General features: G+C 46.6%; 22 protein-coding genes. 4 read left to right on the top strand and 18 right to left on the bottom strand.

Annotation, left to right across the window (positions count from 1 at the left end; translation table 11 throughout):
- The first annotated feature begins 332 nt into the window (after positions 1–332).
- On the top strand, positions 333–1,169 hold the full coding sequence (locus tag SFW65_10870) for a flagellin (GenBank protein ID MDX1923616.1): 837 nt from the start codon (positions 333–335) through the stop codon (positions 1,167–1,169).
- On the opposite strand, the gene SFW65_10865 is transcribed toward SFW65_10870, so the two are convergent.
- From SFW65_10865 to SFW65_10785, 17 genes are all read right to left on the bottom strand, one after another.
- Entirely contained in the window at positions 1,149–2,717 is a 1,569-nt protein-coding gene (locus tag SFW65_10865; protein ID MDX1923615.1) for a tetratricopeptide repeat-containing glycosyltransferase family protein, read from the bottom strand. The two genes, SFW65_10870 and SFW65_10865, sit on opposite strands and share 21 nt — an antisense overlap.
- A gap of 33 nt (positions 2,718–2,750) precedes the next feature.
- Positions 2,751–4,271, bottom strand: coding sequence for a methyltransferase domain-containing protein (locus SFW65_10860; protein MDX1923614.1), 1,521 nt, complete (start codon positions 4,269–4,271; stop codon positions 2,751–2,753).
- Positions 4,272–4,324: 53 nt separating this feature from the next.
- Complete coding sequence (locus tag SFW65_10855; protein MDX1923613.1) at positions 4,325–5,284, bottom strand: flagellin; 960 nt, start codon at positions 5,282–5,284, stop codon at positions 4,325–4,327.
- 12 nt (positions 5,285–5,296) lie between these two features.
- Entirely contained in the window at positions 5,297–6,679 is a 1,383-nt protein-coding gene (gene flgK, locus SFW65_10850) for a flagellar hook-associated protein FlgK (GenBank protein MDX1923612.1), read from the bottom strand.
- Positions 6,680–6,712: 33 nt separating this feature from the next.
- Positions 6,713–8,071: a flagellar hook protein FlgE gene (locus tag SFW65_10845; protein ID MDX1923611.1), complete on the bottom strand. Its 1,359-nt coding sequence runs from the start codon at positions 8,069–8,071 to the stop codon at positions 6,713–6,715.
- A 227-nt stretch (positions 8,072–8,298) separates the two neighbouring features.
- Positions 8,299–9,204, bottom strand: a complete 906-nt coding sequence (locus SFW65_10840) for a DMT family transporter (protein MDX1923610.1) — start codon at positions 9,202–9,204, stop codon at positions 8,299–8,301.
- Between the two features lie 74 nt (positions 9,205–9,278).
- A complete protein-coding gene (locus SFW65_10835; protein ID MDX1923609.1) occupies positions 9,279–9,836 on the bottom strand; it encodes an acyloxyacyl hydrolase in 558 nt (185 codons plus the stop codon).
- A gap of 88 nt (positions 9,837–9,924) precedes the next feature.
- Positions 9,925–12,615 carry an aminopeptidase N gene (pepN, locus tag SFW65_10830; protein MDX1923608.1) on the bottom strand — a complete coding sequence of 897 codons (2,691 nt, stop codon included), beginning with the start codon at positions 12,613–12,615 and terminating at the stop codon, positions 9,925–9,927.
- A gap of 8 nt (positions 12,616–12,623) precedes the next feature.
- Positions 12,624–13,595, bottom strand: coding sequence for a glycosyltransferase family 9 protein (locus SFW65_10825; GenBank protein ID MDX1923607.1), 972 nt, complete (start codon positions 13,593–13,595; stop codon positions 12,624–12,626).
- A 74-nt stretch (positions 13,596–13,669) separates the two neighbouring features.
- Positions 13,670–14,023, bottom strand: coding sequence for an iron-sulfur cluster assembly accessory protein (locus SFW65_10820; GenBank protein MDX1923606.1), 354 nt, complete (start codon positions 14,021–14,023; stop codon positions 13,670–13,672).
- Positions 14,024–14,050: 27 nt separating this feature from the next.
- A complete protein-coding gene (locus SFW65_10815) occupies positions 14,051–14,407 on the bottom strand; it encodes an iron-sulfur cluster assembly protein (protein MDX1923605.1) in 357 nt (118 codons plus the stop codon).
- On the bottom strand, positions 14,404–14,907 hold the full coding sequence (locus tag SFW65_10810; protein ID MDX1923604.1) for an SUF system NifU family Fe-S cluster assembly protein: 504 nt from the start codon (positions 14,905–14,907) through the stop codon (positions 14,404–14,406). The genes SFW65_10815 and SFW65_10810 overlap by 4 nt, the downstream gene beginning before the upstream one ends.
- Positions 14,904–16,145: a cysteine desulfurase gene (locus SFW65_10805; GenBank protein ID MDX1923603.1), complete on the bottom strand. Its 1,242-nt coding sequence runs from the start codon at positions 16,143–16,145 to the stop codon at positions 14,904–14,906. Before SFW65_10805 ends, SFW65_10810 begins: the two co-directional genes overlap by 4 nt.
- On the bottom strand, positions 16,145–17,452 hold the full coding sequence (gene sufD, locus SFW65_10800) for a Fe-S cluster assembly protein SufD (GenBank protein ID MDX1923602.1): 1,308 nt from the start codon (positions 17,450–17,452) through the stop codon (positions 16,145–16,147). The genes SFW65_10805 and sufD overlap by 1 nt, the downstream gene beginning before the upstream one ends.
- An 8-nt stretch (positions 17,453–17,460) precedes the next feature.
- Positions 17,461–18,219, bottom strand: coding sequence for a Fe-S cluster assembly ATPase SufC (gene sufC / locus SFW65_10795; GenBank protein ID MDX1923601.1), 759 nt, complete (start codon positions 18,217–18,219; stop codon positions 17,461–17,463).
- A gap of 8 nt (positions 18,220–18,227) precedes the next feature.
- The gene (gene sufB, locus SFW65_10790) at positions 18,228–19,727 is read right to left on the bottom strand and encodes a Fe-S cluster assembly protein SufB (GenBank protein MDX1923600.1); all 1,500 of its coding nucleotides are present in this window, start codon (positions 19,725–19,727) and stop codon (positions 18,228–18,230) included.
- Positions 19,728–19,734: 7 nt separating this feature from the next.
- Positions 19,735–20,211, bottom strand: coding sequence for an SUF system Fe-S cluster assembly regulator (locus tag SFW65_10785; protein ID MDX1923599.1), 477 nt, complete (start codon positions 20,209–20,211; stop codon positions 19,735–19,737).
- Positions 20,212–20,459: 248 nt separating this feature from the next.
- Between SFW65_10785 and SFW65_10780 the strand changes: the two genes are divergently transcribed.
- From SFW65_10780 to SFW65_10770, 3 genes are all read left to right on the top strand, one after another.
- Positions 20,460–20,723 carry an exodeoxyribonuclease VII small subunit gene (locus SFW65_10780; protein MDX1923598.1) on the top strand — a complete coding sequence of 88 codons (264 nt, stop codon included), beginning with the start codon at positions 20,460–20,462 and terminating at the stop codon, positions 20,721–20,723.
- Positions 20,724–20,790: 67 nt separating this feature from the next.
- The gene (locus tag SFW65_10775) at positions 20,791–21,657 is read left to right on the top strand and encodes a polyprenyl synthetase family protein (protein MDX1923597.1); all 867 of its coding nucleotides are present in this window, start codon (positions 20,791–20,793) and stop codon (positions 21,655–21,657) included.
- Between the two features lie 83 nt (positions 21,658–21,740).
- Positions 21,741–22,487: a TlyA family RNA methyltransferase gene (locus tag SFW65_10770; GenBank protein ID MDX1923596.1), complete on the top strand. Its 747-nt coding sequence runs from the start codon at positions 21,741–21,743 to the stop codon at positions 22,485–22,487.
- Here SFW65_10770 and SFW65_10765 read toward each other — a convergent pair.
- On the bottom strand, positions 22,484–23,737 hold the full coding sequence (locus SFW65_10765) for a D-alanyl-D-alanine carboxypeptidase family protein (GenBank protein MDX1923595.1): 1,254 nt from the start codon (positions 23,735–23,737) through the stop codon (positions 22,484–22,486). The genes SFW65_10770 and SFW65_10765 overlap by 4 nt on opposite strands.
- Positions 23,738–23,948: the final 211 nt, after the last annotated feature.

Here is a 23,948-nt window from a genome sequence, read left to right as displayed (position 1 = left end):
GGCTCTGCAAGCACGTAACTCCTTGGGTATCACCTCGCTGGGCATCTCGGGTCAGCTCCAACAGGCAATTCTCAAATTGTTCTAATTGTTGGATACTTAATAAGATCAGGGGCGCTAGAAATAGCGCCCCTTTTTTATTGGGTTTTTTTGAGTAGAGCGATCTTATTGCAAGAATATTTTTACATTATTGAAACGAATTAACATTCAATTAATACCGTATAATAAAGCCTTTGTTAAACATACGGTGGTACTACTCGAAAATATTCAATTTTAATTCTTTCAATATTAGCGGGTGAAAACCTGCGCAAAAAGTTTTTTAAAAGGTATTTATCATGGCTATTTCAAGCGTGTCGCTGACTGCGGCAACTCGTGTAAATTTATACTCGTTGCAACAGATTTCGAGCCAAATCGCTACAACCCAAGCACGGCTTGCTACTGGCCTGAAGGTTGCATCTTCTCTTGATAATTCAAACGCGTATTTTACAAGCGTTGGTTTTTTAAACCGTGCTAATGATTTATCAAACATCAAAGATAGCCTGTCCACTTCCTTACAGACAGTAAAAGCAGCTTCCGGTGCGATTGACAGTATCACCAAAATTATTCAACAAGCCCAGGGTCTCACGACTTCTGCTTTGCAGACAGCCGATAGTGATACCCGTTCCGGTCTTGCTGTTCAGTTCAATGACTTGCTCGTACAAGTTAACTCGCTCGTAAACGATGCGACGTTCAACGGTACGAACTTGATTGGTCAAACATCCGTCAGTCTGGTTGTATACTTCAACGAAAAAAATACCTCCAAGTTGACGATTACCAATACAAATCTCTCAATCAATACCGGCGGGGGGTTAAGCGTTGCTGTTGCATCGGCAGGGTTTGTTTCCGATAGTAATATAAATACCGCTGTATCTCAATTAACCACCGCGCTAACTAAATTACGAGTAACTTCCTCCAGCTTTGGTAATAATACCTCGATTATTACAACCCGTCAGGATTTTACCAATAATTTGATTACGACACTGCAAGAAGGGTCAGATGCACTTGTTCTTGCCGATACAAATGAAGAAAGCGCGAAATTGCTTGCCCTTCAAACGCGCAACGAGCTTGCTATTACTACACTAAATATTTCAGGAGAAATTCAGAAATCCATTTTAAATCTGTTCGGAGGATAAAAACGATTTTAGTGCTCCGCGCAATTCTTTGACAACATCTGGCCAGTTGCCATAACTCTGCTGGCGGAACAACCGCATGCTGGCATACCATGGCGTATCTCGACGTTCTAGTAGCCAGCGCCAATCAGGGTCGTATTGGAATAATCCCCATACTGGTACGCCCAATGCGCCAGCAAGATGCAATACACTGGTATCTACGCAAATCAGTAAATCCAGATTCATTAATAATCCGGCAGTATCGGTGAAATCATTCAGCTGATCGCCAAGGGCTTTTACAGGAATGGTTTTGGGAAGTTCTGCAAGTTGAGCTGCTGCGGCATCACCTTTTTGCAGGGAGTAAAACTGGAATTCATTCATTGATAAAATTGGTTCAAGCAGCTTTAAGGGAATGGAACGAATATGGTCATTCAAATGATCGGGGTTTCCTGCCCATACAAGCCCAATTTTTTTCTTGTGGCTGTTACCAAGCTTTTCTTTCCATTCGGATATGCTGGCTTCCGGCGCCTTTATGTATCCTGAGGCTAATGGCACATTATCAATCCGTGTTTTAAAGACGTAAGGAAGGCTCATCAACGGGCATTGGTAATCATGTGCAGGTAGTTCATCTTCTGGTGCAATTGTTTCAAGCCATGGCCAGTTGATTGATACCAGTTTTTTTAATGCTGGCTGGATTTGCAAAATAACGCGGCCCACGCGCTCTTGCACGTGTGCGATGTAACGCATGAATTGAATGCTGTCGCCAAGACCCTGTTCGTTATAGATGATAATGGTGGCAGCATTATCGGTTTGCCCTTGCCAGCGCTTGCCGGAATTAAAACGATCGCCCTCAGGTGGCCTATTACCGGGCTTTCTATCCTCGAAGTTTTCCCAGCCAGCTTCCCATTCACCCAGAACCAAATGTGAAATGGCTTTATTGGCCTTGCCCATAAAAATATTTGGATCGATGGCTAACGCTTTATCATAAAACTCAATCGCATCCTTATATCGTGCCATCGCTTTAAGAACATTGGCCTTGTTGTTATAGCCTTCAGCGGCAGTAGGGCGCATCGTGATGAAGGCATCAAAGTAACAAATTGCTTCCTCATTACGACCCATACGGCCAAGCACAATCCCCAGATTATTATAGAATTTCGGATTTCCTGTTTCGATACGTATGGCCGTTTCAAGGCATGTGACGGATTCAGCATAGCGGCGCATATCCCGCAAGATGGATGCGCGTGTATCATAAAAATCAGCGTTTTTTTCAAGCCTTAATGCGGTATCAATCGCTTCCAATGCTTGTTCCTTCAACCCCATGCGGCGCAAGGCAGTTGCTCGGTCTTGATGCAACACAGCGAATTTGGGTTCAACGCGCAGGCCTTGTTCCGATAACCCCAAAACCATTTGTGCGTTATCAAACTGCATGGCAACCAAGCACAACAGATGAATAACCATCACGTTATTCGGGTCAGCCATTAAAATATCACGATAAATAGCAGCTGCTTCGCCTATCTTTCCGGCTTGATGCAGTGCGACGGCCTTGTCGAATTTTTCCTGCGCAGTTTCCAAGGTATGGCTTTAATTTACTGGGACTTTAAATTTTTAAGCAATTTTTTGTGTATCGATAACGCCAAGGCTGAACCAACGTACCATAGATTGCTGGAACATAATCTCGATCTGATTATACGCCTCTTCGGCTGCACGCTGCGGATTATTCAGGTTAAGCGGCTGCAAAAATGGATGTTGCGAAAGACGCATCAAATCATCACTCATGAAACCGGCAATGCCTTCCATGCCGCCTTTATCAAGGTTTTGCAGAACCAGCGTTCCGATGCCCGAAAAGAATACAGGGCGACCTGTAACAACAGAAGCAAACGCATAGTCCTGCATATCGGCGCGCATTTTGCGTAAAGACTGGTTATAGCTGCCCACCAATTTTGGATTGCTTAAATCAATACCGCCTTCAAAAGATGCCCGCATCGGCGATAAAATGCCGCATGCAACCAACAGTTGAACGGTGTTTAGTATGGTAACGGCATCAACTTCCGACAGACGCTCATTATGCACCAAATCACCCATTGTGATGGGCATAATGCTGGCCATTGAAATAACGCCATCATAAAGCGGTCCATCGAAGGAGATGGTCTTGCCTTGGAATGTAGCCGTACGCGCCACTTGTTCTGCCGGCTCTGTGACACCAAATGTAAAGCTGCTGAACAGAGGGACAAGGTTATCAATCCGTTGCAACTTTTCGCGGCCCCATAAATCAATACGTTGTGTAGTGCCAGTTGCTAAATCCTTAAGCGATTCGTAAAGCGGGTGCAGGCGCTTTGCTTCCAGCGCTTTATGTGATGCTTCTGGGGCTGATAGTTCCATATAGTTGGCAGAGAGATTGGCGCTGCCCAAATAGGTCAAATCGCGACCGGAAAATATCTGCGAAACCTGCAAGGTCTTGCTTGTTGATGTTTCGCCGTCAGATGAATTGCGCAGCCATTGGAAACCTTTGCCTTCAGCCAATGCCTTGTCGAATTCCTGTGCTTTGGCAGGGTGCTTGGCAAAATAACTTTCACATAACGCTCGCCATTCTTTTGCAAGCGTTTCTCCTTTATCCGGTTGTTCGGCAATAATATGGCGGGTTAGGCTCTTGAATAACAATTCATCCGCATTCGCAGCGTTATACGTTGCATATCGATAGGCAAAAACGCCGTTTTCCTGCAAAAGGGCTTTGGCTAGCTCACCTAATGTTGCAATCGACTCTTGCTGCGGATTGTCGGGCTCATTATACACAAGATAATTGAAGCTCTTATTGGCTATAACTCCATTATCAATTGCTTCCTTTAACTCGGCGGCACTGGCCTGGCTAAAGGTGATGTTCTCAACCCCAAGCTCTTCGGCTTTTTGTGCGGCGACATTAAGTTTGTCGAGATTTGAATCAAAACCAAAAAACACACCTTCAGGGTTGCATGCCGCCAATAATACGATGCGTTCTCCTGTACCACAGCCTAGCTCGGCATAAGTGAACCCTTCTTTAGGAAGCCTGGGCTTAACACCCCGCAATGCCATAACATAGCTAAGCGTGACGGGGTCAAATGGTAAACGCAACAATGAACTCGCCGCAAACATGGCGAACCTCTTTCTTAATTAAGGTGGTTTAGAAAAATAGGTATCAAGCGGTCCTATAGGTACTTTGTTATCGATAGCTGCGCAATTTTAGCAGTTACCGAATAACTTGCCTCTAATTTAGACTGGGTAAAAGAGATTTTTGCTGCCACCTCTGCCGAGTCGATGCCTTGAATATCAGCAGCCCGATTGGTCAGGTCATTTATCAGAGTTTTGTGGGTGGTTGTTACGTCGGAAAGACGGTTTTGGTTCGATGCGATCTGTGCCTGTATATCACGCAGTTGTGGAACTGCATTGGTCAAAAGCGTACGTGCCGTTGCCATATAAGTTGTGAAGTTGGCAGAGCTTTGGGTGGCTGCATAGGCCCAGCGCAGCCCAAGAATAAGGTTCTGCATACCAGTGTCGGTGCTCGTTACACCGTAAGTGATGTTATATCCATCATCAATATTTGTTGAATCATGGGTATAGGCCTGAACGTCGGAACCAGGCGCCGCCGTATCGGATGTTGGCAGGGTCGGTGATGTAACAGGGGCTGTGTCGGGCGCAACTGGCGGTACAGGGAGCGTTGTCAAATCAACTACGGGCGCTGTTGTAAGGCGTGTACCGGTTCCAGCGAAAATGAATCGTTCGCCAACTTTCTGGTTTAAATAATACCCGACATCACTGAGATAGCTTGATAGCTGCTGGCCGAGCGCTGCATTGGTGGCAGAGTTGAAATCGTTTGTGTTTACACTTGCAAGGGCGTCACTTGCGATGCTGCTGAGCTTGGTCAGCGATGTTTCATACAGCTTTAAGCGTGGCGATATGACATTGATAACATTTAAATAGGAATTGCTTTTGTCAACGCTGGTGTTGACATCTAGCAGTGTACTAGTTTCCGTCAGGGTGAAGTCAGTAAAATCGATGGATTTTTTTCCGGTAGATAACTGGTTCGATAGGTCGCTCAATGTTGCTTGTGCGTCGCGTATTTGCAATATGCTTTGCGCTATTAAACCGGATGTGCTGATACTAACCATAAAATCCTCAAACTATCCGAATAATGAGTTGATGATATCAAACATTTGCTTGACCGTGCTGATAACGCGGGCGCTGGCAGCATAGTTATTCTGTAATTGGGTCAGTCTTACGATTTCTTCATCTACATTGACGCCTGTATCATCCTTAAGACGCTTATCATAATTGTCCTTAAGTGATGAGAAGATATCTGCCTGATCTCCAACCTGCTTTGCATTCTGGTTTTGGGCAGAAATCATTGCATTGGCAAATGTTTCATAGCTGACATTCGTTGTTGAAAGATTGCCTGCGCTGATGCTGCGGTTAGCTAGGTTAAGGTCATCCGCTACTGGCGTTGCGGCTGCAATTTTTATTGCGCTGGTGCCATTCGCGAGCGCAGTATTAAGCGCAAAATTATATCGCGTAGTGCCAGTGAAGAATGATGATGCTAGCTCGCCCGCACCAGTGGTTGCTGAGTCATATGCGGTTGCAAAGGAATTCGCCGCATTCGCAAGCAGATCAACGATCATGTCCAACTGCTCGTTAATTTTATAAACCGTAGCCTTCCCAGGATCGTTCAGCACTGCCGCTGAGGATCCTTGATCAAGCACACCTACCAGTCCTTCAATCTTGCCGCCTTTTAATACGGCTGTTACGTCAACGCCGTTCGATAGAATGGCTGTACCATTCCATGTGTAAGTGTTGGGTGAATTGTCCAGTAACGAAGAACCACCAGGTGTAAAAATAGCCACCTGATTATTGGGGCGCACAACCACAGTGATCTTGAGAAGCGCGGAGATCTTCTGAATTTCCTCGTCGCGTTCATCCTGCATATTGCCCGAGTTCTGATTGGCAGCATCAGCGGCACTAATTTCGTTATTCAGTTCTTGGATGCGAGCAAGCGATACGTTTAAATCATTTACTGATGCCGTCATATCAATCTTTGCATCGGCGATGATTTTATCAAGACCGTTGGCAAGCCGGGCAACTTCGCGGGTCAGATTCTGCGCCTTGTATATTACTTCCTGCTTCGCGGTCGTATCTTCAGGGGAAGCAGCGAGACTTTTCCATGCAGCTGAGAAGTCGCTCAATGTCTGGCTAAGGCCTGGGCTGCTTTGAGTGGAGCCGAGCAAATTTTGTATGCTGCTCAGATAATCTTTTTGGGTGTTATATAATCCATCGTTTGAAAGCGCTTCGCTTAGCAGTTTGCTAACTGCGTCAGACGTCGATCGCTGATACCCGATAATACGTACGCCTGCGCCGCCGTCCAAGCCGTTGACATCCGGACTTAGATTCAACTTTTTACGTGTATAGCCTTCAACCCCAGCATTACTGACATTGCCGGAGATAACTTGCATGTCGGTTTGAATTGTCCGCATGCTGGACGTTGCATTGTTCATCGCAGAAATAAGTGACATACTATTTCTCTACCTGTCGTTTGTAACCATGCTTTAACGGATGATGTTAATCACTTCCTGTAACATGCTATCTGACGTAGTGATGGTTTTGGCATTCGCGGAATATATGCGCTGTGCCTGAATCATCTTCGTGAATTCATCTGCAATATCCACGTTGGAGCCTTCAAGCGAGTTCGCTACGATTTTACCTGCGCCGTTATTGTTGGGCAGATGTCTGCTTGCGGTGCCGCTTTCAGTCGTACTGCCAAACACGCCACCATCCTTGCGTTCCAGGTTATTTGGGCTATTAAAGGTGGTGATAGGAATTTGATAGAGGGTACGTGAACGACCGTTATCGTAGTTCAGTGACAAGAACCCATTATTATCAATCGATAAGTCACGGAAGGCACCTTGTGGTACACCGTTTTGTTCAATCGAACTTACGTTCAAGTCGGTTGCGTCAAACTGGGTTACGCCATCTGCTGTCTGGTATGAACCAAAGTTCAGCGTTACGTTTTGGCTGCCTGCACCGGCGAATGTTACAGGGAATGTTACCGTTGCAGGGTTGCCCGCAGTTGTTGGTGTGTTTACCGTAAAGAAAGTACCAGGACCACTATTAGCAATCGTAGCAATCGTACCAGCTGGAGTTGTGGTCTGGAATGTGAAATCCAGCGTCTGGGTTGCCACGCTTGCACCTGCTGCAACTGCGGCACCTGAGTTATCCGTAAAGCCAGCGGTTGCTGTACCACCGGAGGGCGTAACGCTTAAACGCCATGAGTTAGTTGCCAGTTTTACCCAGTCAAACGTAACCGTATGTTTGGTTCCCAAAGCATCATAAATCTGGATATCAGATGGCGAAAATGTCGTTGTGGTTGTGGCGCTGGCTGGTAAGTTGGCCGAATACGTCACCGTCGTCGTTGCAACAGGGTTGTCTTGCGCTGCTGAAATCAGTACGGGTGTAACCTGCGATGTATCAACAACATTAGTGGTTGAGTTAATCGGATGTGCTTCAAGCACATAGCCTGCGCCATTGGTCATATAGCCTGATTTATCCAGAGAAAAGTCACCGCGGCGGGTATATAATTCTTGTCCTGTGAACGCTACCGAACCATTGGTCTGTGCAACAGGTTGTTTAACAACAAAAAAGCCGTTCCCGGAGATTGCCAAATCCAGCGGGCTTTGGGATTGAATGAGGTTACCCGCAATATTGTTTTGATAGGATGGCGTTGCACGTACACCGCCTGGATCGCTAAGGCTAGCGGATGATTGTGTAACCAGTGTTTGAAATTGCGTATCAATACGCTTGTAGCCGGTGGTAGAGGCGTTCGCAATGTTATCTGAAATGTGACCGATTGAGCGCGATTGGGCATTAAGACCACCGACGGCTACAGTAAGGGCGCTGAACAATGACATGTGAGACTCCTCAAAATAAAAACAACAAACCTTGAAGCTGTAAAAGCAAGGCGCATGCCAAAAACATAAAATGCTGATTTTATTGGATTTTTATAAAAAACACACTGTCTGTGTGGATAGTTCAGCAATCAGATGCTGCGTGAATGCGCGAGTTTTTCCCACCGGCGGTCGGAAATTGCCTCATCAACGAATGCATATCATCTGCGTGCGCATAAATCGCTAGTATATTACAATGGTTGGATAGGCTGGTCTTTTTTGATAACGGTGTTCTGTTGCAAAATATAGACACCCGTCGCGATCACTATCGTTGCACCTATCCATACATGCAAAGCCGGGATCTGACCCCATACGATAAATCCGATAACAACCGCCCAAAGGATGGAGCTGTAATTAAACGGGCTGATGACTGATGGCGGCGCATTCTGATACGCGCTGGTCAGAAATAGCTGCCCGATTCCGGCCAACAATCCGCAGATGATGAATATCATCAAATCCAGGAAGGGCGGCGCTGTCCAGCTGAAGGCAGCAGGAAGCGCGAGCATCAAACTGGCAAGTACGGTGAAATAACTGGTGGTGGTAAGCACTTTTTCTGTACCGCCAAGGGTACGAAGGCTAATCATGGCAAGAGCATAAAACAGCGAGCTAGCAAGGCCAAAAAACACTCCGATGTTCAGGTTTAATCCATCGGGTTTGGCAATTATGATAACCCCGACAAAGCCCAGCACAATTGCTATCCAGCGGTTGCGGCCAACCTTTTCTTTCAAAAGCACCATCGAAAGTAACGTAATGAAAATCGGGTTGGTAAATGAAACCGCAACGGCATCGGCAAGTGGTAAATGCTGCAATGAATAAAAATAGGTAATGAGAGATGCGGTGCCAACCAGCGAACGCCATACATGCCCAAAGAACCGTTTCGTCTTAAATACCTCAACTCCGCCAGAACTGACAATCAACGGGAAGAGTGGGAACAGCGCAAAGAAGAAACGAAAAAATGCAATTTGAAATGCGGAATAATGATCTGCAAAATGTTTGGCGATAGCTGCCATGCAGGAGAACAGCATCATCGCAATCAACGCAAATAGAATACCTCTGCGTTTTGCGTCTTTTGGAATGTACTTATCGATTAATAACAAGAGATTAACCTTAAAAAAAATTATGCCCGCCAGTTAGGCGGGCATAATAAACCGATAATATGTTTATTTAAGCGTTATTTGCTGAATATTTTATCAACTGGCACATGCACATAGGCATTGAGAATTTCAACGCCGCTGTTGATGTCACCAATCCCTGCATTCGAAATGTGACCGAACGAGGTGGTGATGCGGGTGCCGTTGTCAAACTTGTAACCGAGCTCGACGGTTGAACGGAATTCAATAACGGAGCCAAGGCGCTTGCCATCGCCATCAAAATACAAACCAGTTGCAAGGCTAGGCGAGAATACAAAATGCTTTCCGATTGGCATGTCAAAAATGAACCCGCCAAGACCGTAAAGTGCGCCGTCGCTGGTGGTTTCAAGACCGCCAAATGGACGAATTGCGATTACGCTGTTATGTGCGTTTGCAAAACCCAGCATGTCGAACGCCGAACGGTATTCCAAGCGGAAATCAGCGGCTTCTTTGCGAGGGCTGTTTTCTAGTACATCGTAATATCCAACACCAAAGCCCAAGGTTGCGGGTTCGTTCAACACAGGGGTGCTTGCAGCAAACGCAGGAGCGGAAAGGGTAGCCAGCGATACAGCAAGGGCGGCAATTTTGGTAAAGCGCATGTAAGGATTCTTTCAAAAGAAGGTTAGGATAGAACTTGTATCAATTGTGGCGGCCTCGTGTCTAAGACTATTTACGAGTGCTCATTTTTTAGGCAGCCTTTGTTGTATTTATGCCCGCTTCTGCGACTTCCCGCACGTTTTTGGAAAGATCTGGCTTAGCCAAAATGCGGGTGATTTCGTTCTTCATAAGACCGCCGCGGACAGAATCATAATCGTTAAACCGGATAAGCGGGGGAAGGATACGCCCAGCAATCTGCGCATTAAGACCATCCAGCTTCAGAACCGCATCTGCCAGCAGCCGGTAGCCAGACCCATCTTTAGCATGAAAATGAACAAGATTAGCTGCAAATGTGCGGATTACCGCATAGACCATATTTGGGTTAGTAATCACAAAAGCCGGATGTTCCATCAATCCCTTCACTTGCTGCAAAATGTCTTTGCGATCTGCGCTTGCTTGCAATGCAAACCACTTATCAAGCACCAGCTTGTGATCTTTCCATTTAGTATAAAATGCTTCGAAGGCTTGCGTGCGCAGCGGCGTATCACGGTGGGTAAGTACGCCCAGCGCTGCGGTTGCGTCGGTCATATTTTTGGCATTGGTTGCTTGTGCAAATGCCATGTCATCAAAACCGCTATCATTCAAGATGCCAAGATAAGCAAGGCAGATATTTTTTAGCTGACGCTCACCCATTGTCTTGCCATCAAACGCGGTAGGGCTGATTTTCATACCCTCTAGATAAAGTTGCATGATCGGTTCGCGGTATTCGTTGGCTATTGCGATGCGTAATGCCTCGCGCGCGGCATGAATAGCATCAACATCAATCTTTTTACCATTACGCAACAAATGCTGGCCCATTTCCGTTTCGCCCGGCAATTGTAGGCAAAGCGCAGCAAATTCCGCATCTTCATGCGCTGCGTAAATCACTTTGCCAATAGCCGCAAGGAACGGTTTAGAACCTTGAAGTGGTTTGCCTGCTTGTGCATCTACAACCAGTTTGGCTAATTCATTGGTGGCAAATTTTTGCAACGCATCCCAGCGGTTAAACTGGTTGGTATCATTTGCTGCCAGAAATGCTAATTCTGCATCGGTATAATTGTAATCAAGTATAACGGGTGCCGAGAAATCACGAAGGATGGATGGTACAGGACGCTCCGGAATATTTTCAAATACAAAGCTTTGTTCGGCATGTTTCAACAAGCATATTTTTTGTTTGCTTGCCGGGGTGCTGCTCCCCGCAAATTTGACGGGAATATCTGCCCCGTTTTTATCAAGCAAGCCGACCAGCACCGGAATCATCATTGGTTTTTTTTCTGCCTGGCGCGGTGTGGGCGGCATGGTTTGCTTGAACGTGATCCGATAGGTTTTTTCCTTTTCATTGTAATCAGTGGTGGCCGTTACACGCGGTGTTCCGGCTTGCGAATACCACAGTTTGAAATGATTGATATCAACTGATTTCGCACGCTCCGGATTGGCATCGAAAATGGCTGCCGCAAAATCATCGCATGTTACAGCTTGCCCGTCATGACGTGAAAAATACAAATCACACCCTTTGCGGAACCCTTCGCGCCCGAAAATGGTTTGCAGCATACGCACCACTTCGCTGCCTTTTTCATAAACTGTCATGGTGTAGAAATTATCGATGGTAATATAACTATCCGGGCGCACAGGATGCGCCATGGGTCCTGCATCTTCGCTGAACTGACTGCTGCGCAATGCACGCACATTGCTGATGCGTTCAGTTGCCGGTGAATGCATATCGGATGAAAATTCCTGATCGCGAAAGACAGTGAAACCTTCCTTCAGGCTTAACTGGAACCAGTCGCGACACGTAACGCGATCACCGCTCCAGTTATGGAAATATTCATGTGCGACAACCGATTCAATATTATAAAGATCACGGTCGGTTGCGGTTTCGGGTTTGCCTAGCACATACGCGTCATTGAAAATGTTCAGGCCTTTGTTTTCCATCGCGCCTGCATTGAAATACGGCGTAGCAACAATCATAAACCGGTCAAGATCGTATTCGCGGCCAAATCGAACTTCATCCCACTTCATGGATTTTTTTAGGCTTTCCATGGCGTGGCCTAATTGGTCTTCCTTACCTGCTTCGCAATAGATTTCCAGCAATACGTTGCGGCCAGATGCCGTTACAAATTTATCGGATATTTTTACAAGGTTTCCTGCAACAAGCGCAAACAGGTAACATGGTTTCGGAAACGGGTCTTGCCAGGTCAAGCGGTGGCGTCCGCCTTCCACTTGTTCGGTCAGCATCAAATTGCCGTTGGATAATAGCACAGGGTATTTTGCTTTATCGGCCTCAATTGTGGTTGTGAATTTTGCCATGACATCAGGGCGGTCAGGGTAATAGGTAATGCGGCGGAAACCTTCTGCTTCGCATTGCGTGCACAGCATAGGGCCGGATGCATAAAGTCCTTCCAGATGGGTGTTAGTGGCAGGATTAATTTCTGTTTCAATGGATACCATGAATTCATCTGGCACAGCTGGAATAGTAAGAAGTCCGTTGGCTACTGAATATTCCTTATCGCTAAGCTGGCGACTATCCAGCGATACGCTTACCAGCTTTAAATCTTCGCCATTAAGGATTAGCGGCTTCTTTAATTTGCCAGCAGGATTGCGGCGATAGGTGGATGTTGCAATGACGATGGTTTTTTCATCCTGAATATCAAAAAACAGGTTGATGCTATCCACTAAATAGTCAGGTACCTGATAATCTTTCAGGAAAATGCGGGGTGGGTTTTGTGTTGCGGCTTCAGTCATTTGTTATCCTAAAAATGATTCATACTTAAGAGTTCGCAAATATCGCGGAATAGAAACGGGTTGATTTTTTTTGGCTCCAGTAACGCATGGGCGCGGTAATCGGTCAGGCGCGGGCCATATTCTGTCATAGCCGTTTCAAATCTGGAAGGTTGATAAAGCGCCAAAAGCGGCTTTTGAAGTGCGCACGCAATATGCACTGCTGCGCAATCGGGCGTTAAAACGAGTCTGCTTTGGTCAAATAATGCCACCCATTCCCCGAAACTTAATCCTTTTAATACAAGAATGTCTTTTTCTAGTGCGGATGAAAGGATTTTATCGGCAGGGCCAGCGCTTGCCACGATATCCACCTTCAGTTTATCACGCAGCATGAATAGGAGGTTTTTAACGTCTTGCGCGGTCCAGTTTTCTTCAACCCATTTATCAACCAGATGCACGACGATATATGGTTTAGTAATGCCTTTATCCTTCAACATGATTTTTATTTTATCTGCCGCCGCTTTATCGCGGGGGATAAGATATGGAAATTGTCCTTGCGCGGCTAACCCCATACGCTGTGCTAAATTCATAATATGTTCACTGTGATGCAGGCTGCGCTGTGTACGCGGTATCATCTCGCGATTTTTTTTGGGAATAATAAGCGCGCCAAGTAACCTCACCCATGGACGGTATTCCATGATGATCCAGCCCTGTTCGTTTGCGCCACTCTTGCGCGAAAGGGTGTAACAGGCATCCTTGGGGCTCATGACAATAGTGTGCGTGGGTTTGAAGGCGCGGATTTTTTCCAAGACCACAGCTTCGCGTTCTTTTTCATATAAAACCAATTCATCGACGCCCGGCAGACCCTTTGCCGCTACGGCATTATATGGCGCGACCACCAACATGATTTGTGCAGATGGATGCTTTGCCTTAATCGCCGCAATCACGGGGGAAGAGACAATTAGATCACCAATTTTATCAATACGGAAAAGGACGATGCGCATGAGCCGGAAGTGCAGAAAGGACAGAAGACGAGATAATCTCACCCCTTGCACTTAAGCTCAATACTGATTTGGGATTAGTGTTCTTTAACGGTAAAGCTTTCGCCGCAACCGCAACGCCCTGTTTCATTGGGGTTGATGAATTCAAAGCCGGATTTGAGTGGTGTTTCGGTGTAATCCATCGTCGTGCCGAAGAGGAACATGGCTGCCTGCGGGTCAACCGCAACGCTGACCCCGTGCTGGCTGACCGTTTCAGCAAGCATTGGAATTTCTGATTTATCCGCAAAACGCATATCGTAGCTAAGGCCAGAGCAACCCTTGGTCTTCACGCCTACCAGCAATGTTTTTCCAGTGGCCTGATTTTGCTCAAGCAACGCTTTGATCCGTGCCGCTGCCGTTTCGGTAATTGTGAATGCTTGTTTGCTCATCATATCCTCAACTATTGAAATAGCGCAGTTTTAGAAAAAGCCAAGGCTTAACCTTGCATCTTCGCTCATTCTTTCGCGGTCCCATGCGGGTTCCCATACCAGCTCAACGCTGGCTTCCTTTACGCCTTCAACCGTATCAGTCACATGTTGCACGGCTGCGGGCAATTCGGCGGCGGATGGGCAATTCGGCGTTGTTAGTGTCATTCGGATATGGGCTTTGAACTGGCCATCATCCTGCGGTTCCAAATCAATCCCGTAAATCAAACCAAGCTCGTAAATATCAACGGGAATTTCTGGGTCGAACACGGTTTTAATCACGCGCACAATGTCTGCGCGGATTTCATCTTCTTTGGTTTGCGGTGCTTCCACTTTTGCTGCTTCACTCATTTGCGTTCATCGCTTTCCGAATTCACTTCATTCTGGCGCATGCCTGCGGGGCACAGTGCGGCTTGCATGGCATGCCACGCCAAAGTCGCACATTTTACGCGGATAGGAAATTGGCGCACGCCTGATAACGCATCCAATCTATCCAAATCATCATCGTTCAAATGTTTTGGCGGCGTTGCATTATCGGTGGTGCAAAGGGTATGGAAATAATCAAAAATCTCCTGTGCCTGAGCTGCCGTCTTGTCTTTTAAAATTTCGGTCATCATGGAAGCTGATGCAGTTGAAATGGCGCAGCCCTGGCCTTCAAACGCCACATCTTCTATTAGCCCGTCATGCTCGCCCAATTTTAAGTAAATGGTCATCTTATCGCCGCACATCGGGTTGTGGCCCAATGCTTCGCGATTTGCGTCATCAGGTTTGCGGCGGTTGCGTGGTGTGCGTCCATGATCAAGGATGAGTTCCTGATATAAGTCGCGGAGCTCAGCTGCGTTGCTACTCATCCGAAAATCTCCTGAACTTTTTTGATGCCAATAACCAGCGCATCTACTTCCGCAAACGTATTATAAAATGCAAAGGATGCGCGGGTGGTTGCCGGAATACCAAGGCGTTCCATAACCGGTTGTGCGCAATGATGCCCTACTCGAACAGCAATGCCGCTGCCATCTAAAATGGTTCCAATATCATGCGGATGTGCGTTCTGCATCACAAATGAAATGATGGATGCTTTATTTGGCGCTGTTCCGATAATACGCAGCGAATTAATTTTGGATAATTGTGATGTTGCATATTCCAGCAATTCGTTCTCGTATTCTGCAATACGCGATAAGCCAATCGTTGACACATATTCAATCGCGGAACCTAACCCTACCACTTCTGCAATCGCAGGGGTTCCAGCTTCAAAGCGATGCGGTGTGTTTCTGAAGGTAGTGCCCTTAAAACTGACCACGTCAATCATATCACCACCTGTTTGATAGGGCGGCATTTTATTCAAAATATCTTTCTTGCCCCACAATACGCCAACGCCCGTTGGCCCATATAACTTGTGGCTAGAGAATACATAAAAATCACATCCCAACGCCTGAACATCCACGGGCATATGCGAAATTGCTTGGCAACCATCCAGCAATACAGGGATGTTTTTTGACTTGGCTTCAGCGATAATAGCTTCCACAGGTAAAATTGTGCCGAGCGCATTTGAAACATGCGCAACGCTAATCAACTTTGTGCGCGGCGAAATAGCGGCTTTCACATTTTCAATTTTAACGTCGCCATTGTCCTCAATACGCACTGGCTTTAATACAATACCGACTTCTTTTTCTAGTATTTGCCAGGGTACAATATTGGCGTGATGTTCAAGCTCGGTTACTAATACTTCATCACCGCTTTTCAGAAATGTGCGGCCCCATGAATGAGCAACAAGATTGATGCTTTCGGTTGCGCCGCGCGTAAATACAATTTCATCACTGCTTTTGGCGTTAATAAACCGGCGTACCGTTTCACGCGCATGTTCAAACGCATCGGTTGCGCGTTGGCTGAGCGTATAAACACCGCGATGGATATTAGCGTAATTATTCGAATATAACCGCGTCAGGCTTTCCAGAACCTGTGTTGGCTTTTGCGCGCTGGCAGCATTATCAAGGAATACCAATGGTACACCGTTGATATTCTGGTGCAGCGCGGGGAAATCGGCGCGGTATTTTTCAGCATCAAAGCTTTTCGGTTTAGTGCAAGCAAACATTAGCCACCAGCCTGCAAGGTTTGGGCGATACGTGTTATCAAAGTTTCGCGCAACGGTTCATCGCATTCTTCAAATAATTCTGCGATGAACGCTTGTTGCAGTAATTGGGCTGCTTCTGTGCGGGGTATGCCACGGGATTGCAGATAGAACAACGCATCCTCATCCAGTGCACCGCACGTATTGCCATGGCTGCATTTCACATCATCTGCATAAATTTCAAGTGATGGCTTTGCGTTGATTTCCGCGGTTTCAGAAAGCAACATGCCCTGATGGTTTTGCGCCGCATCGGTCTTTTGCGCGATTTGCGCGACGGTGATTTTCCCTTGGAATACTGCGCGTCCTTTATCCTTAGCAAGGGAGCGGATAAGCTGCTTGCTTTGGGTATGGGGCACGTTATGGCGCATATCCACCATAACATCGGTGGTACCTTCACCGGATACGTGGGTAAGGGCGCCAACCGATGCGAATGCGTTTTCACCATCAATGCAGAGTGTCGTTTTTTGCCGCGTAATTTTGCCACCAAGATTGATGGCGGTTTTTTTGAATACAGCACCTTCGTGCAAGGTCACATCGTCATGTGTAAAGGCAATGCCTTTGGGGGCGTGCTGGCTTAGCACGACACGTTCAAAAGTAGCATTCTTTTCAAGTATAATGCTGGTCATATGTGTCGCGAAATTGATGGTTGTCGCATATGCTGCTTTTGATTTGTAGATTTTGAGCGATGCTCCTTCGTGCAGGTGGATGATATTGCGTGCATGGTATGCAGTTGCTTGTTCCTGCGCGGTAGCAAGACAAATCACTTCCAGCGGCTGTTCAATCACTGTGCCTTCGGCCACTTCAATACAGGCGCCATCATCGAACAGCGCCATATTCAAATCATGCCATGCATCGCTGCCTTTCACCTCTGGAAAGAAGTCGTGCAGGATGGCATGCTTGTCTTCAAGCTTTTGTCGCATCGATACAACTGACAAGCCTTTAGGTAGATGACCCAGTTCGGATAATTCAGTATTTAAAATGCCGTTCACAAATACAACGCGGCCACATGAGGTATCGCTCAAGTTTATTTTAGATTGAACAGGTGTCGTGCCATCTGCACGCTGAATAGGTTGGGTATCAAAAATAGCAAGGTTGGTGTGTCGCCAGTCTTCATCGTTCTGGGTGGGCATGCCTGCTTTTAAAAAGCGTTTCAGTGCTGCGCCACGTTTTTGCAACAGCCATGGGTGATGGAGCCCAGGCAAATCCTGCGGCAAAATACCGTTCGGTGTCCGATTAGATAAAAACACAGGTATTTTTTGAACTGCGAGCATCGGATATCCTATGCGGCCTTGATATATTCGGCATAACCGGTGGTTTCCAGTTTTTGCGCCAGTTCTTTGCCACCGGATTCTTGAATTTTTCCTGCTGCCATTACATGCACTACATCCGGAACAATATGGTTCAGCAAACGCTGGTAATGGGTGATGACCAGCATCGCGCGGTCAGGCGCACGAAGTGCATTAACGCCGTCCGATACAACTTTGAGTGCGTCGATATCTAAACCGCTATCTGTTTCATCAAGAACCGCAAGACTTGGCTCAAACAATGCCATCTGCAAAATTTCTGCGCGCTTCTTTTCGCCGCCGGAGAAGCCAACATTCACGCTGCGCTTTAGCATCGCCTCATCCATGTTCAGTGTTTTTGCTTTTTCACGAACGATGCGCAAAAATTTAATCGCATCATACTCATCAAGGCCGCGCGCTTTACGCACCGAGTTAACACAGGTTTTTAAGAATACAATGTTCGATACGCCCGGAATTTCCACAGGATATTGAAAGCCAAGGAATACACCGGCTGCTGCACGTTCCTCAGGTTCTAGGTTCAATAAATCCTTACCTTTGAATGAAACCTCGCCTTGGGTAATTTCATATCCGTCACGTCCTGCAAGGATATATGAAAGTGTGCTTTTCCCTGAACCATTAGGGCCCATAATCGCGTGCACCTCACCGGCATTAATGGTCAGGTTGATGCCTTTCAAAATTTCTTTCTTCACGCCGTTGTTGTCAACGCATGCATGCAAATTTTTAATTTCTAATATAGCAGTACTCATCCAACGCTTCCTTCTAAACTGATACTCAATAATTTTTGTGCTTCTACGGCAAATTCCATCGGCAGTTCGTTTAATACTTCCTTGCAAAATCCGTTCACAATCATGCCCACCGCATCTTCCTGAGATAGACCGCGTTGACGACAATAAAAGAGCTGATCTTCGGATATTTTTGATGTTGTTGCTTCATGTTCCAGTCGCGCAGAACGGTTCTTGCTTTCGATATACGGAATAGTGTGTGCGCCGCATGTATTGCCAATCAGCAAACTATCGCATTGTGTGTGGTTGCGTGCGCCATTTGCCTTTGGCATGATTTTAACAAGCCCACGATAGGTATTTTGGCCTTTGCCAGCCGAAATGCCTTTTGACACGATGGTGGAGCGTGTATTTTTACCAATATGAATCATTTTTGTGCCGGTATCGGCCTGCTGATAATGATTAGTCATCGCAACCGAGTAAAACTCACCAACGGAGTGGTCGCCTTGCAATATGCAGCTTGGGTATTTCCATGTGATAGCACTTCCGGTTTCCACCTGCGTCCATGAAATTTTGGAATGGTGGCCGCGGCAAGCGCCGCGTTTGGTCACGAAATTGTAAATGCCGCCCTTGCCGTTTTCATCGCCGGGGTACCAGTTCTGTACGGTGGAATATTTGATCTGTGCATTATCGTGTGCAACGAGTTCAACTACAGCAGCATGCAATTGATTTTCATCGCGTTTTGGCGCGGTGCATCCTTCCAGATACGATACATATGAACCTTCATCTGCGATAATCAATGTTCGTTCAAACTGTCCGGTGTTTTCGGCGTTGATGCGGAAATAGGTGGAAAGTTCCATCGGGCAACGCACGCCCTTTGGGATATAGACAAAGGAACCATCGGTAAATACCGCGCAATTCAATGTAGCAAAATAATTATCGGAATAAGGAACAACACTGCCCAGATATTCTTTTACCAGATCAGGATACTTTTGAACTGCTTCGCTAATTGCGCAGAATATAACGCCGATATCTTCCAGCTTTTTCTTGAAGGTAGTTGCAACTGATACCGAGTCAAACACCGCATCAACGGCAATAGTGGGTTCCACGCCCGCGAGCAATTCCTGTTCATGTAATGGGATGCCCAGTTTTTTATAGGTTTCCAAAAGCTGCGGGTCTACCTCATCAAGGCTTTTCAACTTATCTTTCTTCTTGGGCGCGGCGTAATAATATGCAGCCTGATAATCAATCGGCGGGTGGTTCAACTTCGCCCAATCAGGCTCTTCCATGGTAAGCCAATGGCGATAGGCCTTTAAGCGCCATTCCAACAACCATTCAGGTTCTTCTTTTTTCGCGGAAATAAAGCGCACCGTATCTTCGCTGAGACCTTTTGGCGAGAATTCTTGTTCAATATCCGTGACAAAGCCTTGGCTGTAACCCTTATCGGTCAGTGGCTTTAATTCGGACAAGGTTCGGGCTTTGCCCGATAATTCTTCTGCTCCAGATTCTTTTAACATGGTCATGCTGTTCTCATTGATACTTCGTTTGTGCGGAATTTAATTTTTCTGCCGGACGCTTTTCATAGGTCTTCACAAAAGGGCGGATGTCATTTGCCATCTCCGCCAAGCTTACGCTTTGCAATGCATTACGTATTGCCAAATTTACGCGGTTCCAATTCCCGTTGATGGGACAATTTTTTTCCATTTGGCACGAATGGTGCGAACCTTCTGCGCAATCGGTCATCGCAATAGGGCCATCCAGTGCTGTAACAACGTCTGCGATTGAAATATGCTCTGCTGCCCTTGCAAGTGAATAACCGCCTGTTGCACCGCGTTGCGCAGTCAGCAAACCTGTTTTGGTCAAACGCTTCAAAACTTTTGAGACCGTCGGGTGGGGCAGCCCGGTGCTCGCAGACAAGTTTGCAGTAGTTGCAATTTTCCCATCCCTGCGCACTATCTGGGTAAGCAGGACTACAGCGTAATCAGTGAGTTTGCTGAGACGAACCATGGCTTAATGTGTACCAAATTAGTACACTTCATACAAGCAACTAATGGCGGGTACCTATATATAATGTCCTTCTAAAATCAAAGCTTTTTGGTCATTTTGAGCCAAAATAGGTGTTTATTGGGTTTAAACTACTGGAATCACATAAGAAATAGCACCCATTTAGCCACTGCCATGCTTTAAAAAATTGCGGCAAGCAGAAGTTTTAGTTTATGTTCGCTGCTCAACAAAAACCTAAAGTCCGCAACTTCATGACTGCTTCCGCCAAACAACCTGCCAACGCCGATGGAATTTCAGAGCTAAGCTTTGAAGATGCCATGCTGGAGTTGGAAAAAATCGTCCGCAATCTGGAAGATGGAAAAACCAAACTGGATGAATCTGTCGCTGCATATGAACGCGGCGCAGCGCTTCGCCGCCACTGCGAAAACAAATTGAAAGAGGCACAACTGACCGTTGAAAAAATCAGTATCGCTGATGATGGCAGTCTGAAGCGTGAACCCGCCAAACTCGATTAAACCTTTTGAAAATCAACACAAACAGGAAACCTTCATGCCTTCGTTAAGCCAAGATTTAAAAAACGCCATGGCCGATGCAGCCAGCGAAACAGAAAAAATGATGGCGTTTTTGCTGCCGGAGGCAGGCATAGCTGAACGCAAATTATTCGATGCCATGCGTTATGGCTCATTAAACGGGGGTAAGCGCTTACGCCCGTTTTTATTGACTTGTTCGGCTTATCTGTTTGGCGTGAATGACCGTTCTGCACTGCGTGCAGCATCCGCCGTTGAATTCGTTCACTGCTATTCGCTTATCCATGATGATTTGCCAGCGATGGATAATTCCGATTTGCGCCGTGGCTATCCTACCGTGCACAAAAAGTTTGATGATGCGACGGCCATTTTGGCTGGCGACGCATTGTTGACCTACGCATTCGAAATTTTATCTAATCCTGAAACGCACGAAGATCCAAATGTGCGTTGTTCATTGGTGACGGCATTAGCTAAGGCTTCTGGCGCAAACGGTATGGTGGGCGGGCAGATGCTGGATCTGATCGCTGAAACCACATCGCTGGATATCGGCGCGATTACACGTTTGCAACGTATGAAAACTGGCGAACTGATTGCCGTGTCATGCGAAATGGGCGCGATTTTGGGGAAGGCATCACCGCCACAACGCAATGCGCTACGTGCTTATGCGCATGATTTGGGGCTTGCGTTCCAGATTATCGATGATTTGCTTGATGCCGAAGGCAATGAAGCCAAAACAGGCAAGCCTGTTCAGCGCGATGAAAAGGCTGGCAAGGCAACCTTTGTGTCCATCTTGGGCGCAGAACGCGCACGCGCACAAGCCAATTTGTTGTCCGATCAAGCTGCCCGTCACCTTGGCATTTTTGAAGGCCGAGCAAAGCATCTCGAACAAGTGGCACGCTTCGTTGTTGAGCGCGAATTCTAGTTTTTATTTAACGCGCGCATAAGCTCGCGGTGCGCCCATTAAAAATTATGGGCACACTTATCGCTCTAAAGAAGTCGTGCTCCATGAAAAAACGCATCGACCAGTTGCTTGTTGAAAGGGGATTGGCGGAAACACGCAGCAAGGCGCAGGCCTTTGTGATGGCGGGACTTGTTTACGTTGGAACCAAACGTATCGATAAATCCAGTGCGGCCTTTGATGATGATGCGGTTATCGAAGTGAAAGGCAAAGATCATCCCTATGTATCACGTGGCGGGGTAAAGCTTGCTGCGGCACTAACGCATTTCAATATCAATCCTGCAGGGTGGATATGCGTGGATGTGGGTGCATCCACAGGCGGCTTTACCGATGTGTTGTTGCGCAATGGTGCAGCAAAAATTTATGCGGTAGATGTTGGGCATAATCAGCTGGCATACAGCTTGCGCGAAAATCCATCCGTTATTGTCATGGAGAAAACAAATGCACGCACGCTTAATGCAGAGCACATTCCCGATGCTCCTGATTTCATCGTATGTGACGCCAGTTTTATCAGTTTGAAAACCGTTTTGCCTGCGGCGCTTAATCTTGCAAAACCACATGCACTATTGGTTGCACTGATTAAGCCGCAGTTTGAAGTTGGTAAGGAACGTGTAGGCAAGGGGGGGATTGTGCGTGACCCGCTACTACACGAAGAAGTCTGCGCAGATATTCAAAACTGGCTAAGTACAGAAATGAAATGGAACGTGCGGGGCGTGATTGAAAGCCCTATCACGGGTGCAGAAGGCAATAAAGAATTTTTGGTCTGTGCCAAGAAAAATGATAAGCAGATTTAACTGCGTGGCGGCAATGCGATGCAGGTTTTGCCAAGCGTGGCGCATGCTGACCGCGCGGCTTGTTCTGATAAACCCGTTAGACGTGCGCGGTAAATGGTTTTGCGCCCGTTTTTCGCGCTAACAATTAAAGGTTTTGATTGTTTAAGGGAGCTAGGCGCTTTGCTTTTTGCAGCGCTAAGGGCTGCCGAGCCTTTTTTTTTGCTATCATATGCACCGACCTGAATGGCCCATGTCTTTTGTGCAATCACGGTTTGTGTTTGTTTAATTAGTGCGGATGTGGATGGCGCCGCTGTATCTGTTGCACCATCATCGCTTTCATCATCGCCTTGTGCGATGGGTGTTGCGGAACCTGAGCCATCGGTGCTCACATCCGCTGCATCCGCATCATTTTGAATAACAGGAATGGCCGCCATACGGGTGTTCACACGGCCTTCGGCAAGGACTCGTTGAAATCCATTATCCAGTAATTGTGCCATACGGTTATCGCGTAGCTTCGCGGTTTTGCCGCCAAACACAACACCGATCAGGCGCTTGCCATAGCGACGGGCGGAAGCCACAAGATTAAATCCGGACTGACGTATGAAGCCGGTTTTAATGCCATCCATGCCTTCATAACGACCCATCAAATGGTTATGGTTCTTATGCGTTACACCTTCCCATGTGTAGGCGCGTGTTTTGAAAAAACTGTAATATTTTGGAAAGTGGTACAGCATCGCGCGCGCTAAAATCGCTTGATCAAACGCGGTGGTAACTTGTTCATCATCATGCAGGCCTGATGCATTGCGATATATCGTGCGCTTCATACCTAATGCACGCGCTTGCTGTGTCATCATTTCACCAAAACGCCATTCGCTTCCACCAATTGCTTCACCAAGCACAACAGCAACATCATTTGCAGATTGCGTAACCAATCCCAAAATGGCATCGCGCACACGAATGCGTTCACCAGGCTTTAAACCCAATTTGGATGGCGGCATGGTGCTTGCGTAATCCGAAACAGGAAGCGTATCGCTTAAACTCAACCGTCCTTGATCAAGCGCGGCAAATACCATGTACAACGTCATGATTTTTGTCAGCGATGCAGGATGACGAAGGCTATAAATATTATCGCCGTACAAAATTCTGCCGGTATCTGCTTCAGCAATTAAGTCTGCGCCGGGTGCTGCGATTGATTGGTGGCTGAATAAAAGTGCGAATGCAAATAAGCAAACTGATAGAATGTTATGTTTCTGAAATGGACGATTCCGCACTTCGTATACTCGCTTGCGTTGGTTTTTGTGCTTTTTTCTATCGTTAAAATACGGAGCAAATCAGCGGCCTTGCAAATGATTTGTTTCCTGAAACCGCCTTAAGTATCTGGTGATTATGGTTAATTTTGCTTTAACCTTTGATTGCGGCTAAATGCTCATTAAACCATATTTCAGTTGACTTAGTATGGTTAAGGGGACTAAATATGTTGCA

The organism is Alphaproteobacteria bacterium (assembly GCA_033762625.1).
Classification (GTDB): domain Bacteria; phylum Pseudomonadota; class Alphaproteobacteria; order UBA9219; family RGZA01; genus RGZA01.
This window is presented reverse-complemented; position numbering and strand designations above follow the sequence as displayed.